Here is a 24,655-nt window from a genome sequence, read left to right on the forward strand (position 1 = left end):
CTTCTTTGCTACAATGGGAGTAGTTTTTATTTATCGGGAACACATTGGAAAGGACGATTCAATCCATGGCAACAGCGACTTTACTACAAGGTATGAACGACAAACAAACAGAGGCCGTTTTGGCGACAGAAGGGCCAGTTTTAATCATGGCCGGTGCCGGATCAGGGAAAACACGGGTACTGACACATCGCATTGCCTACCTCATTGAAGAGAAACACGTTAATCCATGGAATATCCTCGCCATCACATTTACCAACAAGGCTGCACGTGAAATGAAGGATCGTGTCGGCCGTTTGCTAGATGCACAAGCGGCACAAGATGTGTGGGTATCAACATTCCATGCGCTGTGTGTGCGGATTTTACGGCGTGACATTGAAAAATTGGGCTACAACCGAGCTTTCACGATTGCGGATCCTGCTGAGCAACTCACCTTAGTTAAGCATATTTTGGCTGAGCTGAATTATGATCCCAAGCAATATGACCCCAAGTCTATTTTGGGCACCATCAGTAATGCCAAGAACGACATGCTCGATCCTAAGGCGTTTGAGAAGCAAGCCGGCAGCCTGTTTCAACAGGTCGTGGCGAAGGTGTACACCGAATATCAACGCCGCCTACGCAGTGATCAGGCGCTGGACTTTGATGATTTGATCATGCAGACCATCATTTTGTTCCAACAGGACGAAGAGACATTGAAGTTCTACCAAACAAGTTCCGCTACATTCACGTTGATGAATATCAGGATACCAACGAAGCTCAGTATCAATTGGTACACATGCTGGCCTCTGGCTACCAAAACCTCTGTGTTGTCGGCGATGCTGACCAGAGTATCTACGGCTGGCGCGGTGCCAACATTGAAAACATCATGAACTTCAAAAAGGATTACCCTAAGGCACAGGTTATCTTGTTGGAACAGAATTATCGCAGTACCAAGACAATTCTGGAAGCGGCGAATGCCGTGATTGCTAACAATACTGAACGCCAAGCCAAGACGCTGTGGACGGAAAATAAGCCGGGCGACAAGCTGACGTATTACCGCGCTCAGAGTGAAACCGATGAAGCCTATTTTGTGATTAAGCAGATCGAAGATGGCATCAAGACCAAGAAACATCAATACGGAGACTATGCGATTCTGTATCGGACCAATGCCCAATCGCGGGCGATTGAAGAAGCGTTCGTGAAGGCCAACATTCCATACAAAATGGTCGGCGGTCACAAGTTCTATGACCGTAAGGAAATTCGTGACATCTTAGCTTATTTCCGTTTGGTGGTTAATCCCGCCGATGACATGAGCTTCAACCGGATTGTGAATGAACCAAAGCGGGGTATCGGTCAAGGCAGCATCGACAAATTGGCTGATTTTGCGGCGGCCAATGACTGGTCCTATCTGGAAGCAGCTCGCAACGCGGAATTATCCAATATTTCCGGTAAGGCACGGGGATCGCTGAGTGATTTTGCCGTGATTATCGACAACATCGCTGCCAAGCGCGCAGACAGCAGTGTCACCGCGATTATGGAAGCTATCTTGGACGACACGGGTTACCTCAATGCGCTCAAGGTGGCGCACACTCTTGAAGCGGATGCCCGAATCGAGAACTTGGAAGAATTGCTCTCTGTGACCAAGAACTTCGATAGTCGTTATGAACCAGAGAACGAAGATAGTGATATTTTGTCGACTTTCTCGCTGATCTGGCACTGTTATCCGACCAGGACGACATTGAAGAAGAGGCCCAAGAAGTGACGATGATGACGCTGCACGCTGCTAAGGGACTCGAATTTCCCGTCGTCTTCTTAGTGGGCATGGAAGAGGGCTTGTTCCCACTGAGTCGTGCCGCAATGGACGAGGATCAACTCGAAGAAGAGCGGCGGCTGGCCTATGTTGGGATTACTCGGGCACAGCAAAAACTGTACCTGACTAACGCCTTTGCGCGGATGTTGTACGGGCGCCGGCAAAATAATCCGGCGAGTCGCTTCATCGAAGAAATCGATCAGAGTTTGATCGATCAAGCTGGCCAAGCACAACCAACTCGCAGCGATATTCCATTCATCAATCGGACCAATCGCGCGGTGGCCACAACGTACAAACCTACGGGCACCCAAGCGAGTGTCCAAGCACCGACAACCACCGGTGCCGGCAAAACAAGCTGGGGCGTGGGCGACAAGGTTGAACATCGCAAGTGGGGTGTCGGCACTGTCGTGAAGGTCACCGGTAATGGCGATGATCAAGAATTAGATATTGCCTTCAAAGATATGGGCGTTAAGCGTTTGTTGGCAGCATTTGCCCCAATCGTGAAAGCAAGCGCTGAATAAAGAGAGATCAACCAAGGAGGGAACAAACCATGGCGGACTCACAAGTAGCCACAACCATCGCGCAACTGGTGGCACAGCTCAATCAGTGGCGGACGGAATATTATACGAATGATGCGCCGAGTGTTGAAGACGCCGAGTACGACAAACTGTATCGTCAGCTCGAGGATTTGGAAACCGCACATCCGGAACTCATTCAGGCGGATTCACCGACACAGCACGTGGGTGGGGAACTTGACGCTGATCTACCGAAGGTGCCGCATCCCATTCCAATGCTATCGATGGGGGATGTCTTCTCGATGGCCGAATTGGCACAGTGGGATGAGCGCCTTAAAAAGAGCGTCACGACACCGATCGATTACAATGTGGAATTAAAAATCGATGGTCTCGCCTTGTCCCTGGTCTATCAACAGGGGAAGCTCGTTCAGGGATGACGCGCGGCGATGGTAATATCGGGGAAGATATCACCAAAAACGTTAAACAGATTAAGTCGATTCCACAGACATTGTCGCAACCCCTCGATTTGGAAGTCCGTGGTGAGTGCTACATGCCAAAGGCCGCGTTTGTCGCGTTGAACGCTGAACGTGAGGCGAACGGTGAGGTGCCTTTTGCCAATCCCAGAAACGCTGCGGCCGGATCCTTGCGTCAACTCGACCCTAAGGTAACCGCAAAACGGAACTTGGCGACTTTTATCTACACCTTGATTGAACCGGAACGCTTCAACATCACGACGCAGCATCAAGCATTGGCCTTCATGCGCGAATTGGGTTTCACCGTCAATGAAACAGCGGAAGTGCAGGCCACGATGGCGGATATCGATGCGTACATTGAACGCTACACCAGCGATCGCGACCAATTGAGCTATGGGATTGATGGCATTGTGTTGAAGGTCAATCAGTTACCCGTTCAAGCGGCATTGGGGAATACGGTCAAGGTGCCACGCTGGGAAATTGCCTATAAGTTCCCGCCGGAGGAATCGGAAACTGTCATTCGTGATGTTGAATGGACCGTTGGGCGCACCGGCGTTGTGACCCCGACTGCGGTCATGGATCCCGTCAGTTTGGCCGGAACCACTGTGAGTCGAGCAACCTTGCATAATGCGGATCTCATTGCGCAAAAGGATATCCGACTCGGCGACACGGTGATGTTACACAAGGCGGGGGACATTATTCCTGAAGTCTCACGCGTTGTTCTCGATAAGCGCTCGGCCGATTCTGTGCCGATGGCGATTCCAACCACGTGTCCTTCCTGTGGCCAACCACTGGTGCATTTGGATGATGAAGTCGCTTTGCGTTGCATCAATCCCATGTGTCCCGCTCAGGTTCAGGAACAACTCACACATTTCGCGTCACGCAATGCGATGAATATCGATGGCTTGGGGCCAAAGATTATCGCACAACTGCAGGCCAAGAAATTGGTGGGTGATGTGGCTGACCTCTATCATCTGACCGCTGAACAATTGGCCACCTTAGATAAGTTTAAGGACAAATCCATTAATAATTTGTTAAACGCGATCGATTCAAGTCGGCAAAACTCCGCAGAACGCTTACTATTTGGATTAGGGATTCGTCACGTCGGTGGGAAAGCGGCCAAGAGTCTATTGATGCACTTCGGTGATATTCAGCACTTGATGGCGGCTAGTCGTGAGGAAATCAGTGCGGTTGACACCATTGGACCGACCATTGCGGACTCACTGGTGACATATTTTGATAACGATCACGTGCAGGAATTGATTCAACAGTTAGCCGCGGCCCAAGTTAATCTCAGCTATCTAGGTGAGACCGCGCCTCAGGTCGAGGACAGCTTCGTTCTCGGCAAGACGGTGGTCATCACAGGGAAGTTTGCCGAGTTCAATCGCAACGACTTAGCGGCGCAACTCGAGCAATTGGGCGCCAAAGTCACGGGCTCTGTTTCCAAGAAGACGGATCTGTTGATTGCAGGTGAAGCCGCCGGGAGCAAGCTGACTAAAGCGGAGGCGTTGAACGTGCCAGTGATGGATGAAGCAACCCTGATCGAAAACTTAAAGCAGAATTGAGGAAGAAACGGCATGAAGAAAATATTCACTACTGGTCTGATGATCGGACTGGTTGTGCTACTGAGCGCGTGTGGTAAGTTAGGTTCTGATAGTGACAGTACGACCACTTCAGGCAGTAAGAGCGGTAGCTACCAAACAACCGGCGCGGTCAATAACGATATGTATCAGGGTGTGATTAAGAACGGAACCTACCAAACTTCTTCCGCTCGTGGCCTGACCATTGAGCAAAACAATCAGGGCAGCAATACATTTAATATCAAGAGTATGGAATCTGGCTTGCTGGAGTTATCCAAGCAACAATTCAATACCAACAAGTATGTCTTCCAGGAAGGCCAGCTGTTGAGCACAAGCACGGCGCGCGAATGGCTGGGCCGAGAATCAAACAGCAATAAGCTGGGCTTGAATCCACGGGATAACGGTAAAACGGACCCAACAACACGCAATCCCATCTACCTGAATCAGATTCTCGAACAGGATTACATGACCCAAACCAGCAACGGTATGAAGCTGGGTGGTGTCGCAATTGCATTGGGACTCAACAAGACCGACTACTACACCAAGGTGAAGTATGGCGCACAGTTCCAAACCAATATCTCAACGACGCAACTCACCGCTAAGGGTAAGGAAATGGCCGCTAAGGTGATTGAACGGTTGCGGGCGATGAAACAAGTCGACAAGGACACACCAATTTTGATTGGGCTCTATGCGCAAGCGGATGCGGATAGCCTGGTCGGTGGGACCTTCATGCAATATACGGTGGTCAAATCCGGCAACAAACTTGGTGATTGGACCGCAGTGAATGAGCAAAATGAAGTGCTGCCTGTTATTGAGAATCAAAAGGCAATCGATTCCAACGTGGCCACTGACTTCAGTAATTTCAGTAATCAGATTTCCGGCTTCTTCCCAACGCTTGCGGGGATCACCGCGCAAGTGCATTACGTGGATAAGAAAGTTGCCGGCATGAAGATTACCATCAACACTCAATTCTATGGTGAAACTGAAATCATGAGTTTCACACAGTATGTGGGGACCAGTGCGAATAAGTACTTACCAAACGCGATTCCAATTGAAATCACGATTCAATCGGTGTCCGGGATTCAGGCGTTCATCTCGCGTGAAACGGGCGATAAGACGTTCTATTCCCACGTGTTTGACAGCTATTAATCAGAATCAATCAAAAATGACGGGAACGAATCAGTTTCTTCCCGTCATTTTTGGCGTTGAAGCGCCACCTGAATACAGAATGTGGTAAACTAACAAACAGTTAAGAAAGTAGGGATAAGCATGATTTCTAAAGACGAAGTGGCACACGTTGCTGAATTAGCACGGCTTGAGTTCTCGGATGCAGAACTTGATCAGTTTACGGCCCAAATGGATGAAATTTTGAACATGGTCGAACAACTCGAACAAGTTGATACCACGGGTGTTCCTGTGACAACGCAAAGTGTTCATTTGCAGAACGTGATGCGTGAAGACGTGGCGACAACGCCAACCCCACTTGATGACTTGTTCAAGAATGTCCCAACCAAGAAGGACACCTTGATTCAAGTGCCAGCAATCATCGACAAGGAGGAAGACTAATCGTGGTGGATTATTTTAAGACAAACATTGATCAGCTTCACCAACAGTTGGTGGCTGGCGAGATCACCAGTGAACAATTGGTGACAGAGACTTTGAAGGGCATGGATGCCATTGACCCTGAAGTCGCTGCCTTTTTGGCACGCAATGATCATGCGATTGACGACGCAAAGAAGATTGACCAAGCCGGTATCAAGGCTGATCAACCGTTAGCCGGCATGCCCATTGCGATTAAAGATAATATTGTGACCAAGGATTTGACCACGACAGCGAGTTCCAAGATGCTTGAAAACTTTGTTCCCATCTACAATGCGACGGTGATGGACAAGTTAGCTGCTGCCGGTGCCATCAATGTCGGTAAAACCAACCTCGACGAATTTGCGATGGGTTCTTCAACCGAAACCTCCGCATTGAAGACGACAAAGAACGCTTGGGACCACACCAAAGTGCCTGGTGGTTCTTCAGGTGGCTCTGCAGCGGCTGTTGCGAGTGGCCAAGTGCCGGTTGCCCTGGGTTCTGATACCGGTGGTTCCATTCGTCAACCTGCCGCGTTTAACGGAATCTTTGGCTTCAAGCAACATATGGTCGGGTTTCGCGTTGGGGCCTGATTGCCTTCAGTTCAAGTCTTGATGCCATCGGGACATTATCCCGCAGTGTCCGTGATTCCGTGCCCGTGATGAACACCATTATTGGCCAAGACGATCGCGATAGCACGACGGTTGATCGTCCTGCTGAAGATCTGGGCGCAAAGATTGGTCAATCCATGGCTGGCATGAAGATTGCTCTACCTAAGGAATACCTGGGTGAAGGGGTCGATGCCGCTGTTGCCGACCAAATCAAGGCTGCAGCCGAGCAGTTCAAAGCGATGGGCGCGACTGTTGAAGAAGTCTCCTTACCACACACCAAGTATGCGGTACCCGCTTATTACATCATCGCTAGTTCTGAAGCAAGTTCTAACTTGCAACGGTTCGATGGGATTCGTTACGGCTTCCGGGCCAAGGACGTGAAGACCCTCGATGATGTTTACGTGCGTTCCCGCTCTGAAGGTTTCGGGGCTGAAGTCAAGCGCCGGATTATGTTAGGGACCTTCTCCTTATCTGCCGGGTTCTACGATGCTTACTTCAAGAAGGCCGGCCAGATTCGGACCTTGATCACGCAAGACTTTGAGACTGTCTTCAAAGACTATGATTTGATCATGGCACCAACAACACCAACACCGGCATTCAAGATTGGTGACAAGGTGACCGATCCTGTTGTGATGTACATGAACGATATTTTAACCATTTCAGTCAACTTGGCCGGCTTACCAGCAGCCTCTGTACCTGCTGGGTTTGTTGACGGGATGCCTGTTGGGATGCAGCTCATCGGGAAGCACTTCGATGAAGCAACCATCTACCAGGCTGCCGCCGCATTTGAAGACGCCAATGATTATTTAGCACAAATTCCGGGGGGCAAATAAGATGAATTTTGAAACGACGATTGGGCTTGAAGTCCATGTTGAATTGAAGACCAACTCGAAGATGTTCTCCCCAAGTCCCGTCTCTTATGGTGCAGAACCCAACACAGAGACCAATGTGATCGACTGGGGTTTCCCCGGTGTTTTGCCGAGTGTGAACCGCGGTGCCTACGAATTAGGCTTGATGGTCGCATTGGCGTTGCATGCGGACATCACACCACTGACACATTTTGATCGGAAGAACTATTTCTATCCTGATAACCCAAAGGCTTACCAGATCACCCAGAGTGAAGCACCACTGGCAACCAATGGCTGGATTGAAATTGAGGTTGACGGTGCCAAGAAAAAATTGGGATTGCCGAACTGCATATCGAAGAAGATGCCGGTAAGAACCAGCACGAAGATGACGGTTACTCCTACGTCGACTTGAACCGTCAGGGCACACCACTGATTGAAATCGTGTCTAAGCCTGACATCGAAACACCAGAAGAAGCCTATGCTTATCTGGAAACACTGCGCCAAGTGGTTCAATTCACCGGTGCATCTGACGTTAAGATGGAAGAAGGCTCCATGCGTGTCGATTCTAACCTTTCTGTGCGGCCTATTGGTCAAGAAGCCTACGGGACCAAGACCGAAATCAAAAACCTGAACAGTTTTGCGCACGTTCGTGATGGCTTGGGCTACGAACAAAAGCGGCAGGTCAACGTCTTGATGGCTGGCGGCGAGATCCGTCAGGAAACACGGCGCTGGGATCCAAACACGAAGGAAACCATTTTGATGCGGGTCAAGGAAGGTGCCGATGATTATCGTTACTTCCCAGAACCTGATTTGCCACCTGTTGTTGTTTCTGACAAGTGGATTCAAACCGCACAAGATCGCTTACCAGAAATGCCTGCTAAGCGGCGCGAACGCTACATCAACGAACTGGGCATTCCTGAATACGATGCCGGTGTGCTGACGCTGACCAAGGAAATGTCAGACTTCTTTGATGAAACAGTGGCTGCTGGCGGTTCCGCTAAGCAAGCCTCCAACTGGTTGATGGGTGAAGTGTCCGGTTACCTGAATGCCAATCACTTGGAATTGCAGGATGTTGCTTTGACACCCGCGCACTTGGCTAAGATGATTGCCCTGATCGAAGACGGCACCATTTCTGGTAAGATTGCCAAGAAGGTCTTCCAAGAAATCATCAAGAATGATACCGATCCAGAGGCTTGGGTGAAGGAAAAGGGTCTGATTCAAGAATCCGATCCAGCCGTCTTGACACCAATCATCAACGCCATCTTGGATGATAACCAACAGAGTATCGATGACTTCCATAACGGGAAAGATCGTGCTGTTGGCTTCCTGGTCGGCCAAATCATGAAACAAACCCATGGTCAGGCCAATCCTAAAGTGGTTAACCAGATTCTCATGAGTGAATTAAACAAACGATAAAGGAAGTATTGGTATGACGCAACGGGCACGGTTAATATATAATCCAACATCCGGTAACGAAGGCCTCAAGCGCTTTGTTGCTGACATCTTAGACGTGATGGAGCAGGCGGGCTATGAAAGTAGCGCCTTTCAAACAACGCCGGAACCACTGTCTGCACAACATGAAGCGATGCGCGCCACTGAAGCGGGGTTTGATCTCTTGGTCGCCGCTGGTGGTGATGGCACAATCAATGAGGTTGTCAATGGGATTGCCGGTTTTCCGGTTCGGCCCAAGATGGCGATCATTCCTGCCGGGACAACGAATGACTATGCGCGCGCACTGCGAATTCCGCGTGAAGACCCAGTGGCAGCGGCCAAAATCATTTTAAAAGGCCAAAACTCCGGATGGATATCGGTCAGGCCAATGACACCTACTTCATGAATATTGCCGGTGGTGGGTTGTTAACCGAATTGACCTATGCGGTACCTTCCGAATTCAAATCAATCTTTGGTTACTTGGCTTATCTGATCAAGGGAGCCGAAATGTTACCCGCGGTTCACACAGAACAGATGCGGCTGGAATATGACGACGGAGTCTATGATGGCCCCGCCAGCATGTTCTTGCTGGGGATGACCAACTCGATCGGTGGGTTCGAGCAAATTCTGCCCGATGCCGCTCTGGGTGATGGTCGCTTCTCACTGATCATCGTGAAAACCGGTAACATGGCCGAATTCCTGCGTTTGATGGCGCTGGTATTCAACGGCGGCCGACATGTCGATGATCCTAAGATTATCTACACCAAGACCCGCCACCTCAAGGTCACGAAGGCCGATGGCGAACCAATGAAAATCAATCTCGATGGCGAATACGGCGGTGACACACCGATGACGTTTGTCAATTTACGCCAACACATTGAGATGTATGCCAATGTCGATGAGATTCCCGCTAAGAATCTTGGCCCCGATCAACAGGCCACGGATGCTTATATTGAGGAAGTTGAGTCGATCTCTCACCAAGATATCAATGGTGATGGCAAGATTGGTGATAAGAAAGACTAACTGCGTGTAAGAGATCGTGACGCCATGTTGCGGTCTCTTTTTGCGGCTTATTCGCATACTGCGTCATTGTCTGGTAAAATAGAGCGATATCTGTCGGAGAACACAATTAAAAGGATGGTTTAACTTGCCCGAAACAGCTGTAAAGAAAAATCAAAGAAATGACGGTTACCATTGAAGACCTCACGTATGAAGGCTTAGGCGTGGCCAAGGTGGATGGCTATCCACTGTTTATTGAAGACGCCTTGCCTGGTGAAGAGGTCTTGATTCGCGTGGTCAAGCCACTGAAGCAATACGGTTTTGCGCGCGTTCAAAAACGGCTCACGGATTCACCGGATCGTGTTGAAGTGACCAGTCGTGCGTATACCCAAACCGGGATTGCACCATTGCAACATTTGGCTTACCCAGCACAACTCAAGTTTAAGGAAGAACAGATTCGCCAACTCTACAAGAAGTCACATCTCGATATCGAGGTGTTGCCTTCAATCGGGATGGCCAATCCAACGGGTTACCGGAACAAGGCACAAGTGCCCGTTCGCGACATCAATGGCATGCTGCAGACTGGTTTTTACAAGAAGCGCAGTCATGAATTGATTCCTATCGATGACTTCTTCATTCAAGATCCAAAAATCGATCAGGCCATCATGATGGTGCGCGATCGCTTGCGTGAATACCATGTGCCCGCTTATGATGAACGCAAAAACACGGGTGTCATTCGCCACATTATGGTGCGTCGTGGCTATTACAGCCACGAAATGATGATTGTGCTGGTCAGCCGCGTCTGGGATGTGCCACATCTGGACGAAATTGTGGCCGACATCACTAAGATGATGCCAGAAGTCACCAGTATCGTGTTGAACCGCAATTCAAAACCAACCAATGTCATCCTCGGCCCAAGCACACGGACCTTGTTTGGTAAGGACTACTTAACCGATGAACTGTTGGGAAGCAAGTTCCATATTTCACCACTCAGTTTCTATCAGGTGAACCCAACCCAAACGGAAGTGCTGTACACCAAAGCCGTTGAACAAGCGGGCTTGACTGGTAACGAAGTGGTTATCGATGCTTATTCCGGGATTGGGACCATTTCATTAACCATGGCGCGCCATGCCAAGCACGTTTATGGGGTGGAAGTTGTGCCTGATGCGGTTGCGGATGCCCGGGTGAATGCCGAACTCAATGACATCCACAACGTGACCTTTGAAGTCGGTAAGGCGGAAGACGTCATGCAGACATGGAAAGATCAGAACCTGCAGGCCGATGTGCTGATGGTCGATCCACCACGTAAGGGTCTCGATCCAAGTTTCGTTGAAGCGGTTGGCTACATGCTGCCAAAGAAAATGGTTTACGTCTCATGTAACCCAGCAACCTTAGCGCGTGATATCCATGCCCTTGAGGAATTCGGGTATCAGGCCACCACAACGCAACCGGTCGATATGTTCCCACAAACACAACATATCGAAAGTATCACGGTCTTAACGCGTTAATCCGATTAATCAAAAGAGGTTGTGCCGCCCATTCTGTGTGGGGCACAACCTCTTTTTTACTGAGAAAGGTGGATTCAAGATGACATTATGCTCATGGGCAATTCAGACAATGCGGTCACAATGGCCACGTATATGAAGCATCACTTCTCATTTGTGGGGGTGAAAACGCCCGAACGCAAAGCGCAGAGTAAAGCCCTGCTCAAAGCGAGTTTGACTGTCCCGTTGCCCGAAGTGCTAAGCCAGATCGATGGGTTGTGGCAACGGGAAGAACGCGAATATCAGTATGTCGCCATCGATATGGCCTTGATCAATTTGCGGCGTTGGTCGCTTGAATCGCTTGAACAATTGGTGCCCTATGTGAATGATAAGGCGTGGTGGGATAGCGTGGATGCCTGGCGCAAGCTTTTTCAAGAATACGTGAAGCGACATCCCGAAGATCGAGAGACGGTTTTTGAATGGTTTACGGCCAAGATGATTTTTGGCTGCGTCGTGTCGGCATTAACTTGCAGTTGACCGCTAAGGCTGATACGGATACGGCCATGTTGACCAAAGCAATTCTTGCCGATCAGGCGACGGATGAATTCTTCATCCAAAAGGCGATTGGCTGGGCACTGCGCGATTACGCCAAAACCGATCCAGAATGGGTACGCCAATTCATCGCCGGCCACCCATTGTCTTCATTAGCCACCCGCGAAGGCGGTAAGTATCTATAAAAAGCTTGTGACACTTCACTCCCATCGGGGGCGTCACAAGCTTTTTTGTGCGGTAACCAACTCATGGTCAGTTAGCGTAAAAAACTTGGTGGAGAAGGACGATGATTGATGCCGCTCATCCGCGTCATGACAGCGCTGACAAAACACAACAATTCACGCCAGTAGCGTGATTGGCGTTTAGTCGGTGCTTAACCTGTCCGTACAGGAACAAACAAATCCAGTGATATTCAACCTTTTATTTTTGACAACTTGTACGTACAAGTATTATCATAAAAATATAGAAAGCGATTACAGGTGATGAGATGACAACAAGTTTAATTTGGTCTTTCAAGACTTGCAAACCAAAATCAGCGAAGGCGTGTACGCCACAAATGAATTGTTACCCAGCGAACAGCGCCTGCAGCGATTATATGGTGCTTCCCGCGATACAATTCGTAAAGCGCTCGAACGCTTGCGCGAACAAGGCTACATCCAATCACAAAAGGGCAAGGGGTCAACGGTGATTAACCGCCAACAGTATGTGTTCCCGGTCTCCGGTGTTGTGAGTTATAAGGAATTAGCGACACGCGCGAACCTTCAGACCAAGACGACCTTGGTGTCATCGCGCACAACAACGTTGCCACTGAGCGATTTTGCGGCGGTTGATCCCAATGCCAAACCGATGACAGTAACACAGCTGGTGCGCCTGCGCGAATTGAACCAGGAGCCTCTGATTATCGACATCGACTATATCGATCAGGATGTCGTCCCCAAGATCAGTAAGGCGGTCGCGGAGGATTCGATTTATCAGTATTTTGAGCAGACGTTGCATCTGCGAATCGCATACGCTAAGAAAGAAATCACGGTGGAACCGGCGACCGAGCAAGACCAGGCACTGTTGGAGCTGCCCGCAGATGGGATGGTGGTGGTGGTCAAAAGTGTGACCAGCCTCGAAGATACCACAGCTTTTCAGTACACGGAATCGCGACATCGACCCGATCGATTTCGGTTCCAAGATTTTGCTCGGCGAATTTAGGAGGAGACTATGAGTATTCAAGACAAAGTGATTTATCAGTTATATCCCAAATCATTCTATGACAGTAACGGTGACGGTATCGGCGACTTGCGCGGTATCATCGAAAAATCGATTATCTCAAACGCTTAAATGTCGATATGATTTGGTTCAATCCATTCTTTGTTTCACCCCAAAATGATAACGGTTACGATATTGCCGATTACCGCAACATCGATCCGCGGTTTGGCACCATGGCCGATTTTGAAGAGCTGGTGGCTAAGCTTAAGGCAATCAATATCGATGTGATGCTGGATATGGTGCTGAATCACACCAGTACCGAGCACGCCTGGTTCCAAAAGGCACTTGCGGGGGACCCCAAGTATCAAGCTTATTACTATATTCGCCCTGGCAAGGCTGATGGTAGTCTACCAACCAATTGGGAATCCAAGTTTGGCGGTCCCGCATGGGCACCATTTGGCGATACGGGTAACTATTATCTGCATCTCTATGATCCCACCCAAGCCGATCTGGATTGGCACAATCCAGCGGTGCGGCAAGAAGCGGCGGCTATCGTTAACTTCTGGCGGGCCAAGGGGGTCCACGGCTTCCGCTTCGATGTCTTGAACGTCATCGGCAAATCGGAAACACTGGTCGACGCACCACCGCAGATTGAAAGTAAGACGCTCTACACCGATACGCCGATTGTCGAGGATTACATCAAGGAATTAGCGGCGAATAGTTTTGATCAGGATGATAATAGCGTCACAGTCGGTGAGATGAGTTCGACGGATCTGCCGCACGCGACGGCGTATACCAAACCTGAGAACCATGAATTGAGCATGGTGTTCCAATTCCATCACTTGAAGACCGATTATCAAAATGGTGAAAAGTGGACCAATATGCGCTACGACTTCAATGCACTTCGCGACCTCCTGCATAAGTGGGGAGCGGGGATGTCACAAAGCGGTGGCTGGCAAGCGCTGTTTTGGAACAACCACGATCAACCGCGGGCCCTGGATCGATTCGGCGAAGTGAGCCATTATCGCATTCGAAGCGCTCAGGTCTTGGCCGCAAGCATTCATCTCTCACGTGGAACGCCTTATATCTACATGGGCGAAGAAATTGGCATGAGTGATCCACAATACACTAGCATGGATGACTATGTGGATATCGAAGCGCACAACGCATACAAATCATTATTGCAACAGGGATTGACCCCCGAAAAAGCATTTGCGATTATTCACCAAAAGGCCCGTGATAACTCGCGGACCCCGATGCAATGGGATGATTCAGCCAATGCCGGTTTCACCAGTGGGACACCATGGCTGCGCCCAACCAATCAGAATCAAGTCAATGTGGCGGCTGAACTCGAGCACGGTCAGATTTTTGACTTCTATCAACAACTGATTGCGATTCGCAAGCAAAATCCCGTGATTGCACGCGGCGATTATCGCCCATTCGGTGAAGACATCGATTGGCTCTACGCGTACGAGCGGCATTTGGATGATACCGCGGTCTTGGTCCTCAATAATTTTGCGGATCACGCTATCGATGTGCCACTGCCTAAGGATTGGCAGAGCGGCAAAATTCTGCTGACCAACGCAACAGAGGTGACGTTCCAGGCTACTGTGACACTTGAACCATTTACAACACTCGCTATTATTCATAATTGATTTATTGAGGAGGAATTATCATGACAGTTGAACATCTGTTAGCACCTGTTTCGGGGCTGTTGATGCCCATTACGGATGTCTCCGATCCCGTCTTTTTCCCAGAAAATGATGGGTGACGGGTTTGGGATTGAACCATCGAGCAACCAAATCATTGCCCCAGTCAGCGGCCGCATCATCATGTTGGCCGACACCAAACATGCCATCGGGATTAAAACCGATAGCGGCTTGGAATTATTGATTCACTTGGGGATTGATACAGTTGAATTGAAGGGCGCGCCTTTTGAGATTGATACGGCGATGGACATGGCAGTCAAAGCCGGCGATGCTATTGGTTCCATGGACTTGGATGCGATTCACGCGGCAGGGAAGAAAACCACGGTCATCGTCGCGATTACCAATACAACCGATAAACTGGATCATATTGATGTCAATACGGGTGAAGTGGCTGCGGGTGATGAAGCAGCCGTGGCGACGCTGAAAGAAGCGACTGCTTCTGTTTCAACAGCACCTGATGCTAATGTCAGTGAAGAGGACGCCAATGAATACGCGAAAACAGCGCGTTTAGTGCTCAAAGAAGTGGGTGGGCAACAGAACGTTAATAGCCTGATTCACTGTATCACCCGTTTACGGTTTATTTGAAGGATGACCACGTGCCAAACGATGATGAAGTGCGTGAGATTCCTGGTGTCATTGACGTGGCTCGTGCCGGCGGTCAGTATCAAGTCGTCATCGGGCAAACAGTCGGTGATGTTTATGATGAAGCTATCAAGCAGTTAGGCCCGGGGTATGCGAACGCGGAAGGTACCGCGCAAGCAATCGCAGACACAACAGATGAAGATCTCGACCAGAGTCTGTGGGGCAAAACTAAACGTGGCGCATCTGCTTTGATTGGGACCATTACGGGTTCCATGATGCCAGTGGTTGGGCTGTTAGCTGCCAGTGGTATGTTGAAAGGGATTTTGACCCTGATTGTGATGATTTGGGGCAATGATGTGACCAAGTCGCAGACCTATCTCTTGATCAACGCGATGGGCGATGCGACATTCTACTTCCTGCCCGTGCTCGTCGGCTTCACGGCCGCCCAGAAGCTGGGAGCTAATCCCGCGATTGTCGCCGTAATTGGGGCATTTCTGATCTATCCTTCGCTGACAGATATTGTGGCTTCCGGCAAGTTCACCGGTACCATTTTGGGCATGGGGATTAATTCGAACTTCGCGGGGATTCCTGTCCACATTCCCCAATACACGTATTCGATCTTCCCAATGATTTTTGCCGCATGGATGGCGTCAAAAATCGAACCGTGGATCAAGAAGTGGATGCCAGTGATGCTGCGGATGATTTTCAGTCCATTAGTTGAAATCTTCCTGGTTGGTTTGACCGTCCTGTTGATTGTCGGCCCTGTCATCACGTTGATTTCGACAGGCTTGTCCAACGCCTTACAAGCCCTCTTGAACCTCAGCTTGCCACTGTCTGGTCTGGTTATCGGCGGTCTGTATCAAGTGCTGGTTATCTTTGGATTACACTGGGCGGTTGTGCCAATCATCGCGCAACAGTTATCCGTTGCTGGTGGTCACTCGGTCCTCAATGGGATTGTGTCGGTTACCATGATTGCGCAAGGTGCTGGGGCATTGGCCGTTTGGGTCAAGACCCGCAATAATGCGAACCTGAAGGGATTATCCATCTCCGCTGCGATCTCCGCCTTTGTCGGGATCACAGAACCTGCCATGTACGGGGTCAACTTGAAGTACGGTCGCGTCTTCATCACAAGTAGTATCGGTGCTGCCATTGGTGGCTTGCTCAATGGGCTGCTGGGTGTCGATATGTACGGATTCACGGGTAGTCTGATTGGTTTCCCATCATTTGCCAGTGCGTCTAATCCCAACAACTTGTTGTACTTCTGGATTGTTTCCATCGTGACATTGGTTGCTGCCTTTACCATCACTTACTTCTTCGGTTACAACGAAGCAAACGATGGTGTTGCTAAGGCAAATGCGCCTAAAAAGCGTCATTTGGGCGACAAAAGTAATTGAAGCGCTAGCATTGTCATCAAAGAAGATTAACCCAGCCATTTGGTGAGGTTGACCTTCTTTTTTGGTTAAGTCATGTTAAAAAATGTGATAAAATGAACAAAACAACGACGGGAGAGGACCGCAATGCTGAGCGAAGAAGAGATCAAGACCATGTTTGAGAAAAATCAAAAGGTGAATTACGATTATGTTCTCCAACAGGTCGTGGCTGGTTGGCAAGCTGAACAGAAGCGGCCACGGATTCTGCTGCACAGCTGTTGCGCGCCGTGCTCGACCTACACGCTGGAGTATCTGACGGCGTTTGCGGATGTCACGGTCTATTATGATAATCCCAATATTCATCCGCGGATGGAGTACGAACGCCGCAAACACGTGCAACAACAGTTCATCACGGATTTCAATGCCAAAACGGGGAATCACGTGACCTTCATTGCGGCCGACTACCAGCCCAGTGAATGGATCAATGCGGTGAAGGGCTTGACCAACGAACCAGAAGGTGGCGCGCGGTGCACCGTGTGTTACACCTTCCGCCTGGATCGGGTCGCGGACAAGGCCAAGGAATGGCACTTCGATTATTTTGCGAGTGCGTTGACCATTAGCCCACACAAAAATGCTCAACTGATCAATGAGTTGGGCATGGAGATTCAGTATCTCTACAATGTCGATTACTTACCCAGCGACTTCAAGAAGCGGGGTGGGTACAAGCGCTCCGTCGAGATGAGCGAAGAGTACAACGTGTATCGCCAGTGCTACTGTGGTTGCTTATTTGCGGCCAAGTTACAGGGCGTGGATCTGGCGCAAGTCAACCGGGACGCGACCGCCTACTATAAGCAACACCGGGATGATACGTTCGATAATATCGCATTTTCGTTTACCGCCCACAATACTGATGCCAATTAAAAATGAGGTTGCGCTCATCCCGTTAGGAGAGCACAACCTCGTTTTATGGTGTGATTATCGTGCAGAGACAGCTTTGTTGGCACTGTGTTTTGCCAGTAGATGGCGAATGATTTTGTCCGCTTCTGCTAACAGGAATGGCACGGTCCCGAACAGGACGGCGCCACCCCATTCCATCCATGTCAACGGTTCGGTGTAGAACACGCCCTGCATGAACGGCACATACGTGAGAATCAACTGCAGCACAATCATGGCTGCGATAATCAAGAAGGCCTTGGGGTTAGAGAAGAAGGACTTCGAGAAAGCCAAGGCGTTGGTGCGGATATTGAACAGGTAGAAAATCTTACTGATGACGATGATGTTCACCATCATCGTGCTAGCGGTAGCCTGATCCGCACCCATCCCGAGCAACCAATCGTAGGCGAACAAGCCCATGGCGGCCATACTGATTGACACATAAGCCATTTGGAAGACATCGTGGCGGTTCATCAGGTGACTGCCGGTTTTGCGTGGCGGCCGCATCATGAGTCCAGCTTCTGCGGGTTCAAAGATAAAGGCAAACTGAATCGTGATTGCCGATACCATGTTAATCCAGAGTAACTGCGGTGCCTGCAATGGCATCTCGCGTTGGAACAAGATGGTCAGCGCCACAATCAGACCTTCCGCAAATGAGGTGGGGAGTAAGAAGAGTATACTTTTGCGAATATTATCATAGATGCGGCGACCTTCACGGATGGCGGCACTCATCGTCGAGAAGTTATCATCCGTCAAAATCATGTCGGCCGCATCCTTGGCCACATCCGTTCCCTTAATCCCCATGGCGACACCGATGTCGGCTTGCTTCAGGGCAGGGGCATCGTTGACCCCGTCACCGGTCATTGCGGTTACCTGGTCGTTGGCTTGTAAGGCAGCCACAATCTCAAGTTTATTCTTTGGTGTGGTCCGCGCGAACACTTGGTGGTCACGCACGGCTGCTTGGTGATCCACTTCTGACAGTTGATCCCATTCAGCGCCGGTCATGACGTTAATGTTTTCCGCCAGGCCTAATTTTTCGCCAATGGTCTTGGCGGTCAGGGGATGATCCCCTGTAATCATTTTGACGGCAACACCCGCGCGGCGCATTTCCGCCAAGGCAGTGACGACTGATTCTTGAGGCGGGTCGATGATGCCGGCCACGCCTAAGAACTGAATGCCCTCTGCAATCAATTCATGGGTGACACTCATCGTATCGGCCGCCACGTCGCGATAACCCACGGCGACAACGCGCTTGCCTTCAAGTGAGAGTGCTTTGACCGTGTCATTCCAATAATTCTGGTCAAAATCACCTTGCGCGATCGGCATCAGCTTGTCGGGCGAGCCCTTGATGAATAACCGCTTTTGGCCATTATCGAGCTGCACCAGCTTCGCCATGTATCGGTAATCGGAATCAAATGGTAGCATATCGATTTCGGTTTCAGAGGTGACCTCACCGAATGGATGGCGCTTATAAAAGAGGGTTAAAAACGCGCCATCGGTCGGCTCACCATTGATTTCGTATTGGTCATCGGTTTTGACCAGCACCGTGTCATTGGCTTCAAACCCGGCCCGTAAAAAGAGATCGAGTTTGTCGGTCAATGGTGCGGGTTGATTGTCTTGCAGGATGTCACCGGCAGGGCGATAGCCATCACCGGTCACGGTCAGATGCTCGTGATCGATGATAATGTCTTTGACTGTCATTTGATTTTGCGTCAACGTCCCTGTTTTATCGGTCGCAATCACATCGACAGAACCCAGTGTTTCAACAGCGGGCAGGGTCTTGATGATAGCGTGTTGGCGCTTGGCCATATCGCTGACCCCCATGGCGAGAATCACCGAGGTGGTCGCGGGCAGACCCTCAGGCATTGAGCCCACGATCATGGTGACCACAGCGAGGGCCAAAGCCGAGACAGCATAAATTTGTAAGAATAAGCCGAGGGCAAAAAGAACCACGGCGGCGCCTAAGACAACATAGGAAACACCAGTACCCAGTTGATCGATTTCACGCATCAACGGGGTCTTACGTGGTTTGACGGCTTGAACAGCCGAAGAGATCTGGCCAATTTGGGTATCGGCTGCCGTTGCAACAACGACACCCAGGCCACTTCCGTTAGTCACGGCAGTAGTCGCAAAGGCCATATTGTGTTGATCCGCGAGCGCGATTTGCGATGCGGGTAAAGATTCGATCGTTTTCTCAACCGAATCTGCTTCACCTGTGAGGGCCGATTCCTGAATACGCAGGTTATCGGCCTCAACGATCCGAAGATCAGCGGGGACATTGTCACCAGCTTCTAAAAAGACGACATCACCGACAACCAAATCGGTTGCGGGAATATCGATCCGATTGCCATCGCGATAAACTGATGCGTTAGTGGCCATCATCGCTTTGATCTTAGCGAGCGCGTTGGAAGCACTGATTTCTTGGTAATAACCAATAAATGCATTGATCACGACCACAATACCGATAATAACGGCATCGGAGTAGTGCTGCATCAGAATGGTCAACAGGGCGGCAAACAGCAGGATATAAATAATCATGTTGTTAAATTGGCGGATGAAAATCAGCCATTTAGGTGTGACCGGACTGCTGAGTTGGTTCTTACCGAATTCTGCCAGAAGTTTGCTGGCTTCTGCTTCCGTTAAACCTTGTTCGAAGTCACCATTGGGATAGTCTTTGGCAAATTCGTCGGGCGGGCGCTGGTAATCGGGTGTGGATTCTGTCATAAATTTTCGCTCCTTATTTTCAACTGTGAATTATCATTGCCGACAGTGTGTTGGCCTATTCACGTTGGAAATAAGATCGGGTAAAGCGCCTATGTGCATCGTCGTCATCATCAGACACGGATTATCACCTCCAGTAGATATTTAATTCAAGATATCAAATTATCAAATCAATTGTCAACTGGACTAAAGGTTGAGAAGGAGATATCGGTTCTTGTACACAAAAAGAGGCTGCCGCGAGTTGCGGCAACCTCTGGATTAAATGTGTGACTTCACACGCTTGTTGCGCTATTCCTTCTTATCACTCTGCTTTTGCTTCAACAATTGCCCCACGGCAGGGATACCACCGAATGAATCGACAGCCGTGCTTGGCATCACGATGGTGTTTGAGTTTCCTTTGGCAAGTTCTTCCATCGCTTCAATGTTCTTGTATTGCAGGTAGCCGTCGCCATTTTCGGCCAAGCCATCCTTGATTAAGTTGATCTGATCCTTGACGGATTCAGCGATCAAACGCTGACTTTCGGCCCGACCTTGCGCCTGCAAAATCTGGGTTTGCTTATTGGCTTCAGCTTCCAGGATAGATGCTTGTTTCTCACCTTCGGCCTTGGCAATTGCGGCCTGCTTGTGACCTTCCGCTTCCATAATGTTGGCTTCACGTTCACGAGATGCCCGCAGCAACTTGTTCATGGAGTCTTGAATCGTGGTGTCGACCTGAATGGAGTCGATGTTGACCCGATCAACATTCAAGCCGTAGCCGGCAGTAGTGGTGCCAATCTGCTCAAACAAAGTGTGGTTGATGGTTTCAGTCCCATTCAGGACATCGTTCAAATCCATGTTACCGATAATCCCCCGCAAATTGGCCCGGGTATCCTGCACCATTGATAGCACTGAATCTTTGTTCTGGTAAACGTAGGCATTGACGTCGGTGATATGGTACTTTAAGGTTTCTGAGATGCGCACCACAACGTTATCCTTAGTGATGACTTCTTGTTCTTCGACTTTTAATGGGATCTGTTTCATATTCACAATCTGTGTAATTCGGTAGACAATCGGAATCACAATGTGAAAGCCTGGTTGCAGCGTTTCTGTGTATTTCCCTAACCGTTCAACAATCCCAACTTCACCGGTATGAATGATTGCGACACTGGTGAAGATGATGACAACGATGATCACTGCCAAAATAATAAGTGCTGCCATTAAAATAATATTCATTGTTATTCCTCCAATGTTAGTACGTTAACTGACTATCCGCCTTGATAACGCCCAAATAGAGCGGGGTGTGTTTCACAATCACAACAGTATCACCTGCCTCGGCTGGACCCAACAACCGATATTGATATAAGATACCGAGTAAACTGATGGTGCCACTTGTGTCAGACGATGTTAACGTAAACGTTACCCAACAATCGATCGTCTAGCATCACCCTCATCTCCTTTAGCATTATCATAAGCGGTTTCATCAGATAAGGCAATTATTATCCAAATAAGAAAAACAACATCCGCCTCGAGACTGATTTTCGGTCGACATTGTTATAAGATAATAAATAAGAATGATTGTGGCATAGGAGTGAGTAACATTCATAAACAACCGATATATGCATCAACCTATAATAATCGCCACCGTTTGTTTTGGGCGTTGGGTATACTCACGGTCATAGGCGTGTTGATTGCAGGGGCCTGGTTATGGCTGAATCGCAATCCGAGACCGGACGCCAAAACGTATCCGGTGCTCGGCGTCATGCTCGACCAAACGGATGGCATCCAGGATTTTCCCACATTGCAGAAGAATCACGTTCAATTCGTCTACCTGAAAGCGACGGAAGGGGCGAGTTATTTTGATGATGAATTCGCGACCAATTACGATCGGGTGAATGGCAGTGGCATTCGTGTCGGTGTCTATCATTTTTCAGCTTTGATAGCACCGCGGAAGCGCAATTCAATCAGTTCAATCGACAGGTAGGTAGTGACCTGGGGGATCTGCCAATCGGGATTTACCTCGAGTACTACAGTCAATATACAGATACACCACCCTCTAAGGCCCAGTTTCAGACGCGGCTTGAGGCGCTGATTCAGCTGATTCACACGCGCTTGGGGCGCGAGGTGATGCTGATGGGGACACCAACAATTTTGGAGCGAGTCGCAACAATCAGTCCGAAGAGTCCACGTTGGGTTGTCAGCAACACAGCACCCAAACATGCCACTTTCTGGCAATATCGAGATTCAGCTATACTTCCGGGGGATGATAGTAAGAAATTTTATCAACCTGCCGTATTTAATGGGTCTAGTGCTCAATTTCAGGCGCAATCTAACAAAATTGTTCGTTGATTATCACTGGAATCACTGTCATATTGAACTTGTTTATGCATAATATAGATGAGGTGATTCCAAAGTGAAGAAATTTATTATTGGATTAGTCGTGCTCTTTGTCTTAGTGTTTGGTGGCCTCAAAATTTATGAGATCACCAATTACGGTGGTACGATCTATTACACGCAAATTAAAAACACAGGAACCAAGGAAACCCGCAAGGATGATAGCGGGGCAGACTTTACGGATTATCGCTATGACCAGAATGCTTATGATGAAAACGGTGCGGTGCGCAAGATTGAATTTTATGGCAATAAGTCACGCCCACTAAAGATGCGCGCTTACTTGAAGATGACTTATAATGAGAAAAAGGGGTCACGCGCTGGGAAGCAGTGAACAAGAGCAGTGTGCCCAAGAAAGCATTGGATAAGTTGAACGAATAACCGCACAAAAAAGAGAAGCTGTCGCAACCCATCGGGGTTAGCACAGCTTCTCTTTTTTTGAATAATGGCATCATTTTGTTTCGGGTACAATAATCTGATAAGTCGCATCTTCTGCTTCATCGTAGACGGTGACGGGATGACCCTCTTTTGCTGTAATAATCAGTTGATACCCATAATGATCCAAGAATGTTAGTGCATCTGTCGTAATCCCCACCACTTGGCCAGGTAAGGTGCGCCCATCAATTTTGATGGCGAGCGTTGGATTGACGATGAGTTGGTGACTCTTATTCGTCAATTCGTCCACAAAGGCAAATTTGCCGGTGTACAATTGGGCAAGCTCAAGCATGGGGCTGACTGGTGTGGGTGGCGCCTGTTTTTTCGACTGAGCATGGTCGATAGCGTCGTCATGAATTCGTGGAAACGGGCCATTTCGCCACCTCCTTATGTGATACTTTCATCATAGCACGGAATTTTCAAAACGGGGAATATTTTGCTACTGAATTCCCGCAAGCATACTGATACAATGAAATTAAGCGACAAAACGAAAAGGAGCTGGATAATATGTTACGATTAGGCGTTATTGGAACCAACTGGATTACGGCGCAGTTCATTGATGCGGCATACAAGCAAGAGGCTTATCAATTGAGTGCCATCTATTCTCGGCATGAAGCGACCGCTCAAGCATTGGCCGATAAGGTGGGTGTTAAAGCGACTATCTATACCGATCTTGATGCATTCTTCGCCAGTGATCTGGATGTCGTGTACATCGCTAGTCCAAACAGTTTGCATGCCCCTCAAACGATTCAGGCGTTGACCGCAGGTAAGCACGTGATTGTGGAAAAACCACTGGCTGTGAACCTGAAGCAGTTAGCAGCAGTCGATGAAGCCGTTCAAGCGCACCCCGACTTGATGGTCTTTGAGGCCGCTCGCCATATCTATGATGCTAACTTTAAGCGCATCAATGAATTTGTAGCGACCAATGATGTCAGTGGTGCGACCTTGAGTTACATGAAGTACTCATCGCGCTATGATGCCGTCTTGGCAGGTGAAACGCCAAATGTCTTTTCACGGCAATTTGGTGGTGGCGCCTTGATGGATCTGGGCATCTATCTGGTGTATGCAGCGGTCGCTTGGTTCGGTGTGCCTAATCGGGCCACCTACCAAGCCAAGATGCTCAACACAGGCGTCGATGGCGACGGGGTGATGCGCTTGAGCTATCCAGATTTCGATGTGACACTGATTACCGGTAAAACCAAGAACAGTGAATTGACTTCAGAAATCTATGTGGGGCGCGACACACTAGCTTTTGATCAGGTGGGTGAAATTCATCACCTCACACTGAAGACAGAAACAGAAACGACTGATTTGTCACAACCAATTTTGATAATCCGATGGAAGCAGAGGCCAAAGCGTTTGCTGAGGCAATCGAGACCAATGACCGTGAAGCGTTCAAGAAGGCATGGACATTGGCCAATTCGGTACATCAAGTGATGGGTCAATTGCGACAATCAGCAGGGTTACACTTTGATACCAAATAA

The 24,655-nt window shown here is 49.2% G+C and carries 8 protein-coding genes and 11 pseudogenes; 16 read left to right on the plus strand and 3 right to left on the minus strand.

The window, feature by feature from the left end:
- Positions 1-65: 65 nt before the first annotated feature.
- The 13 genes and pseudogenes from pcrA to JCM17471_RS07355 all read left to right on the plus strand — a co-directional run bounded on the left by pcrA (position 66) and on the right by JCM17471_RS07355 (position 17,636).
- Positions 66-2,307, plus strand: a pseudogene (pcrA, locus tag JCM17471_RS07295) (DNA helicase PcrA).
- A gap of 29 nt (positions 2,308-2,336) precedes the next feature.
- Positions 2,337-4,339 (plus strand): annotated as a pseudogene (ligA, locus tag JCM17471_RS07300) (NAD-dependent DNA ligase LigA).
- Between the two features lie 12 nt (positions 4,340-4,351).
- Positions 4,352-5,503: a CamS family sex pheromone protein gene (locus JCM17471_RS07305; protein ID WP_054777378.1), complete on the plus strand. Its 1,152-nt coding sequence runs from the start codon at positions 4,352-4,354 to the stop codon at positions 5,501-5,503.
- 120 nt (positions 5,504-5,623) lie between these two features.
- On the plus strand, positions 5,624-5,920 hold the full coding sequence (gatC, locus tag JCM17471_RS07310; protein WP_054777379.1) for an Asp-tRNA(Asn)/Glu-tRNA(Gln) amidotransferase subunit GatC: 297 nt from the start codon (positions 5,624-5,626) through the stop codon (positions 5,918-5,920).
- A gap of 5 nt (positions 5,921-5,925) precedes the next feature.
- Positions 5,926-7,376: pseudogene (gene gatA, locus JCM17471_RS07315) on the plus strand (Asp-tRNA(Asn)/Glu-tRNA(Gln) amidotransferase subunit GatA).
- 1 nt (position 7,377) lies between these two features.
- Positions 7,378-8,807, plus strand: a pseudogene (gatB, locus tag JCM17471_RS07320) (Asp-tRNA(Asn)/Glu-tRNA(Gln) amidotransferase subunit GatB).
- 13 nt (positions 8,808-8,820) lie between these two features.
- Positions 8,821-9,845 (plus strand): annotated as a pseudogene (locus JCM17471_RS07325) (diacylglycerol kinase).
- Between the two features lie 124 nt (positions 9,846-9,969).
- Positions 9,970-11,329, plus strand: a pseudogene (rlmD, locus tag JCM17471_RS07330) (23S rRNA (uracil(1939)-C(5))-methyltransferase RlmD).
- A gap of 87 nt (positions 11,330-11,416) precedes the next feature.
- Positions 11,417-12,042, plus strand: a pseudogene (locus JCM17471_RS07335) (DNA alkylation repair protein).
- Positions 12,043-12,361: 319 nt separating this feature from the next.
- Positions 12,362-13,057, plus strand: a complete 696-nt coding sequence (gene treR / locus JCM17471_RS07340) for a trehalose operon repressor (RefSeq protein ID WP_054777381.1) — start codon at positions 12,362-12,364, stop codon at positions 13,055-13,057.
- A 9-nt stretch (positions 13,058-13,066) separates the two neighbouring features.
- A pseudogene (gene treC, locus JCM17471_RS07345) lies at positions 13,067-14,709 on the plus strand (alpha,alpha-phosphotrehalase).
- A gap of 20 nt (positions 14,710-14,729) precedes the next feature.
- Positions 14,730-16,739: pseudogene (locus JCM17471_RS07350) on the plus strand (PTS sugar transporter subunit IIABC).
- Between the two features lie 123 nt (positions 16,740-16,862).
- Positions 16,863-17,636: an epoxyqueuosine reductase QueH gene (locus tag JCM17471_RS07355; RefSeq protein WP_054777382.1), complete on the plus strand. Its 774-nt coding sequence runs from the start codon at positions 16,863-16,865 to the stop codon at positions 17,634-17,636.
- A 54-nt stretch (positions 17,637-17,690) separates the two neighbouring features.
- On the opposite strand, the gene JCM17471_RS07360 is transcribed toward JCM17471_RS07355, so the two are convergent.
- Both JCM17471_RS07360 and JCM17471_RS07365 read right to left on the minus strand, forming a co-directional pair.
- Positions 17,691-20,372, minus strand: a complete 2,682-nt coding sequence (locus JCM17471_RS07360; RefSeq protein ID WP_054777383.1) for an HAD-IC family P-type ATPase — start codon at positions 20,370-20,372, stop codon at positions 17,691-17,693.
- Positions 20,373-20,657: 285 nt separating this feature from the next.
- Entirely contained in the window at positions 20,658-21,581 is a 924-nt protein-coding gene (locus JCM17471_RS07365; RefSeq protein WP_054777384.1) for an SPFH domain-containing protein, read from the minus strand.
- Positions 21,582-21,945: 364 nt separating this feature from the next.
- Here JCM17471_RS07365 and JCM17471_RS16800 point away from each other — a divergent pair.
- Together JCM17471_RS16800 and JCM17471_RS07375 are read left to right on the plus strand one after the other, a co-directional pair.
- Positions 21,946-22,694, plus strand: a pseudogene (locus JCM17471_RS16800) (GH25 family lysozyme).
- Positions 22,695-22,758: 64 nt separating this feature from the next.
- Complete coding sequence (locus tag JCM17471_RS07375) at positions 22,759-23,070, plus strand: YxeA family protein (RefSeq protein ID WP_225354179.1); 312 nt, start codon at positions 22,759-22,761, stop codon at positions 23,068-23,070.
- Between the two features lie 117 nt (positions 23,071-23,187).
- On the opposite strand, the gene JCM17471_RS07380 is transcribed toward JCM17471_RS07375, so the two are convergent.
- Positions 23,188-23,463, minus strand: coding sequence for a DUF4828 domain-containing protein (locus JCM17471_RS07380; protein WP_082395252.1), 276 nt, complete (start codon positions 23,461-23,463; stop codon positions 23,188-23,190).
- Between the two features lie 215 nt (positions 23,464-23,678).
- Between JCM17471_RS07380 and JCM17471_RS07385 the strand changes: the two are divergent.
- A pseudogene (locus tag JCM17471_RS07385) lies at positions 23,679-24,655 on the plus strand (Gfo/Idh/MocA family protein).

The organism is Lacticaseibacillus saniviri JCM 17471 = DSM 24301 (assembly GCF_001311785.1).
Taxonomy (GTDB): Bacteria; Bacillota; Bacilli; order Lactobacillales; family Lactobacillaceae; genus Lacticaseibacillus; species Lacticaseibacillus saniviri.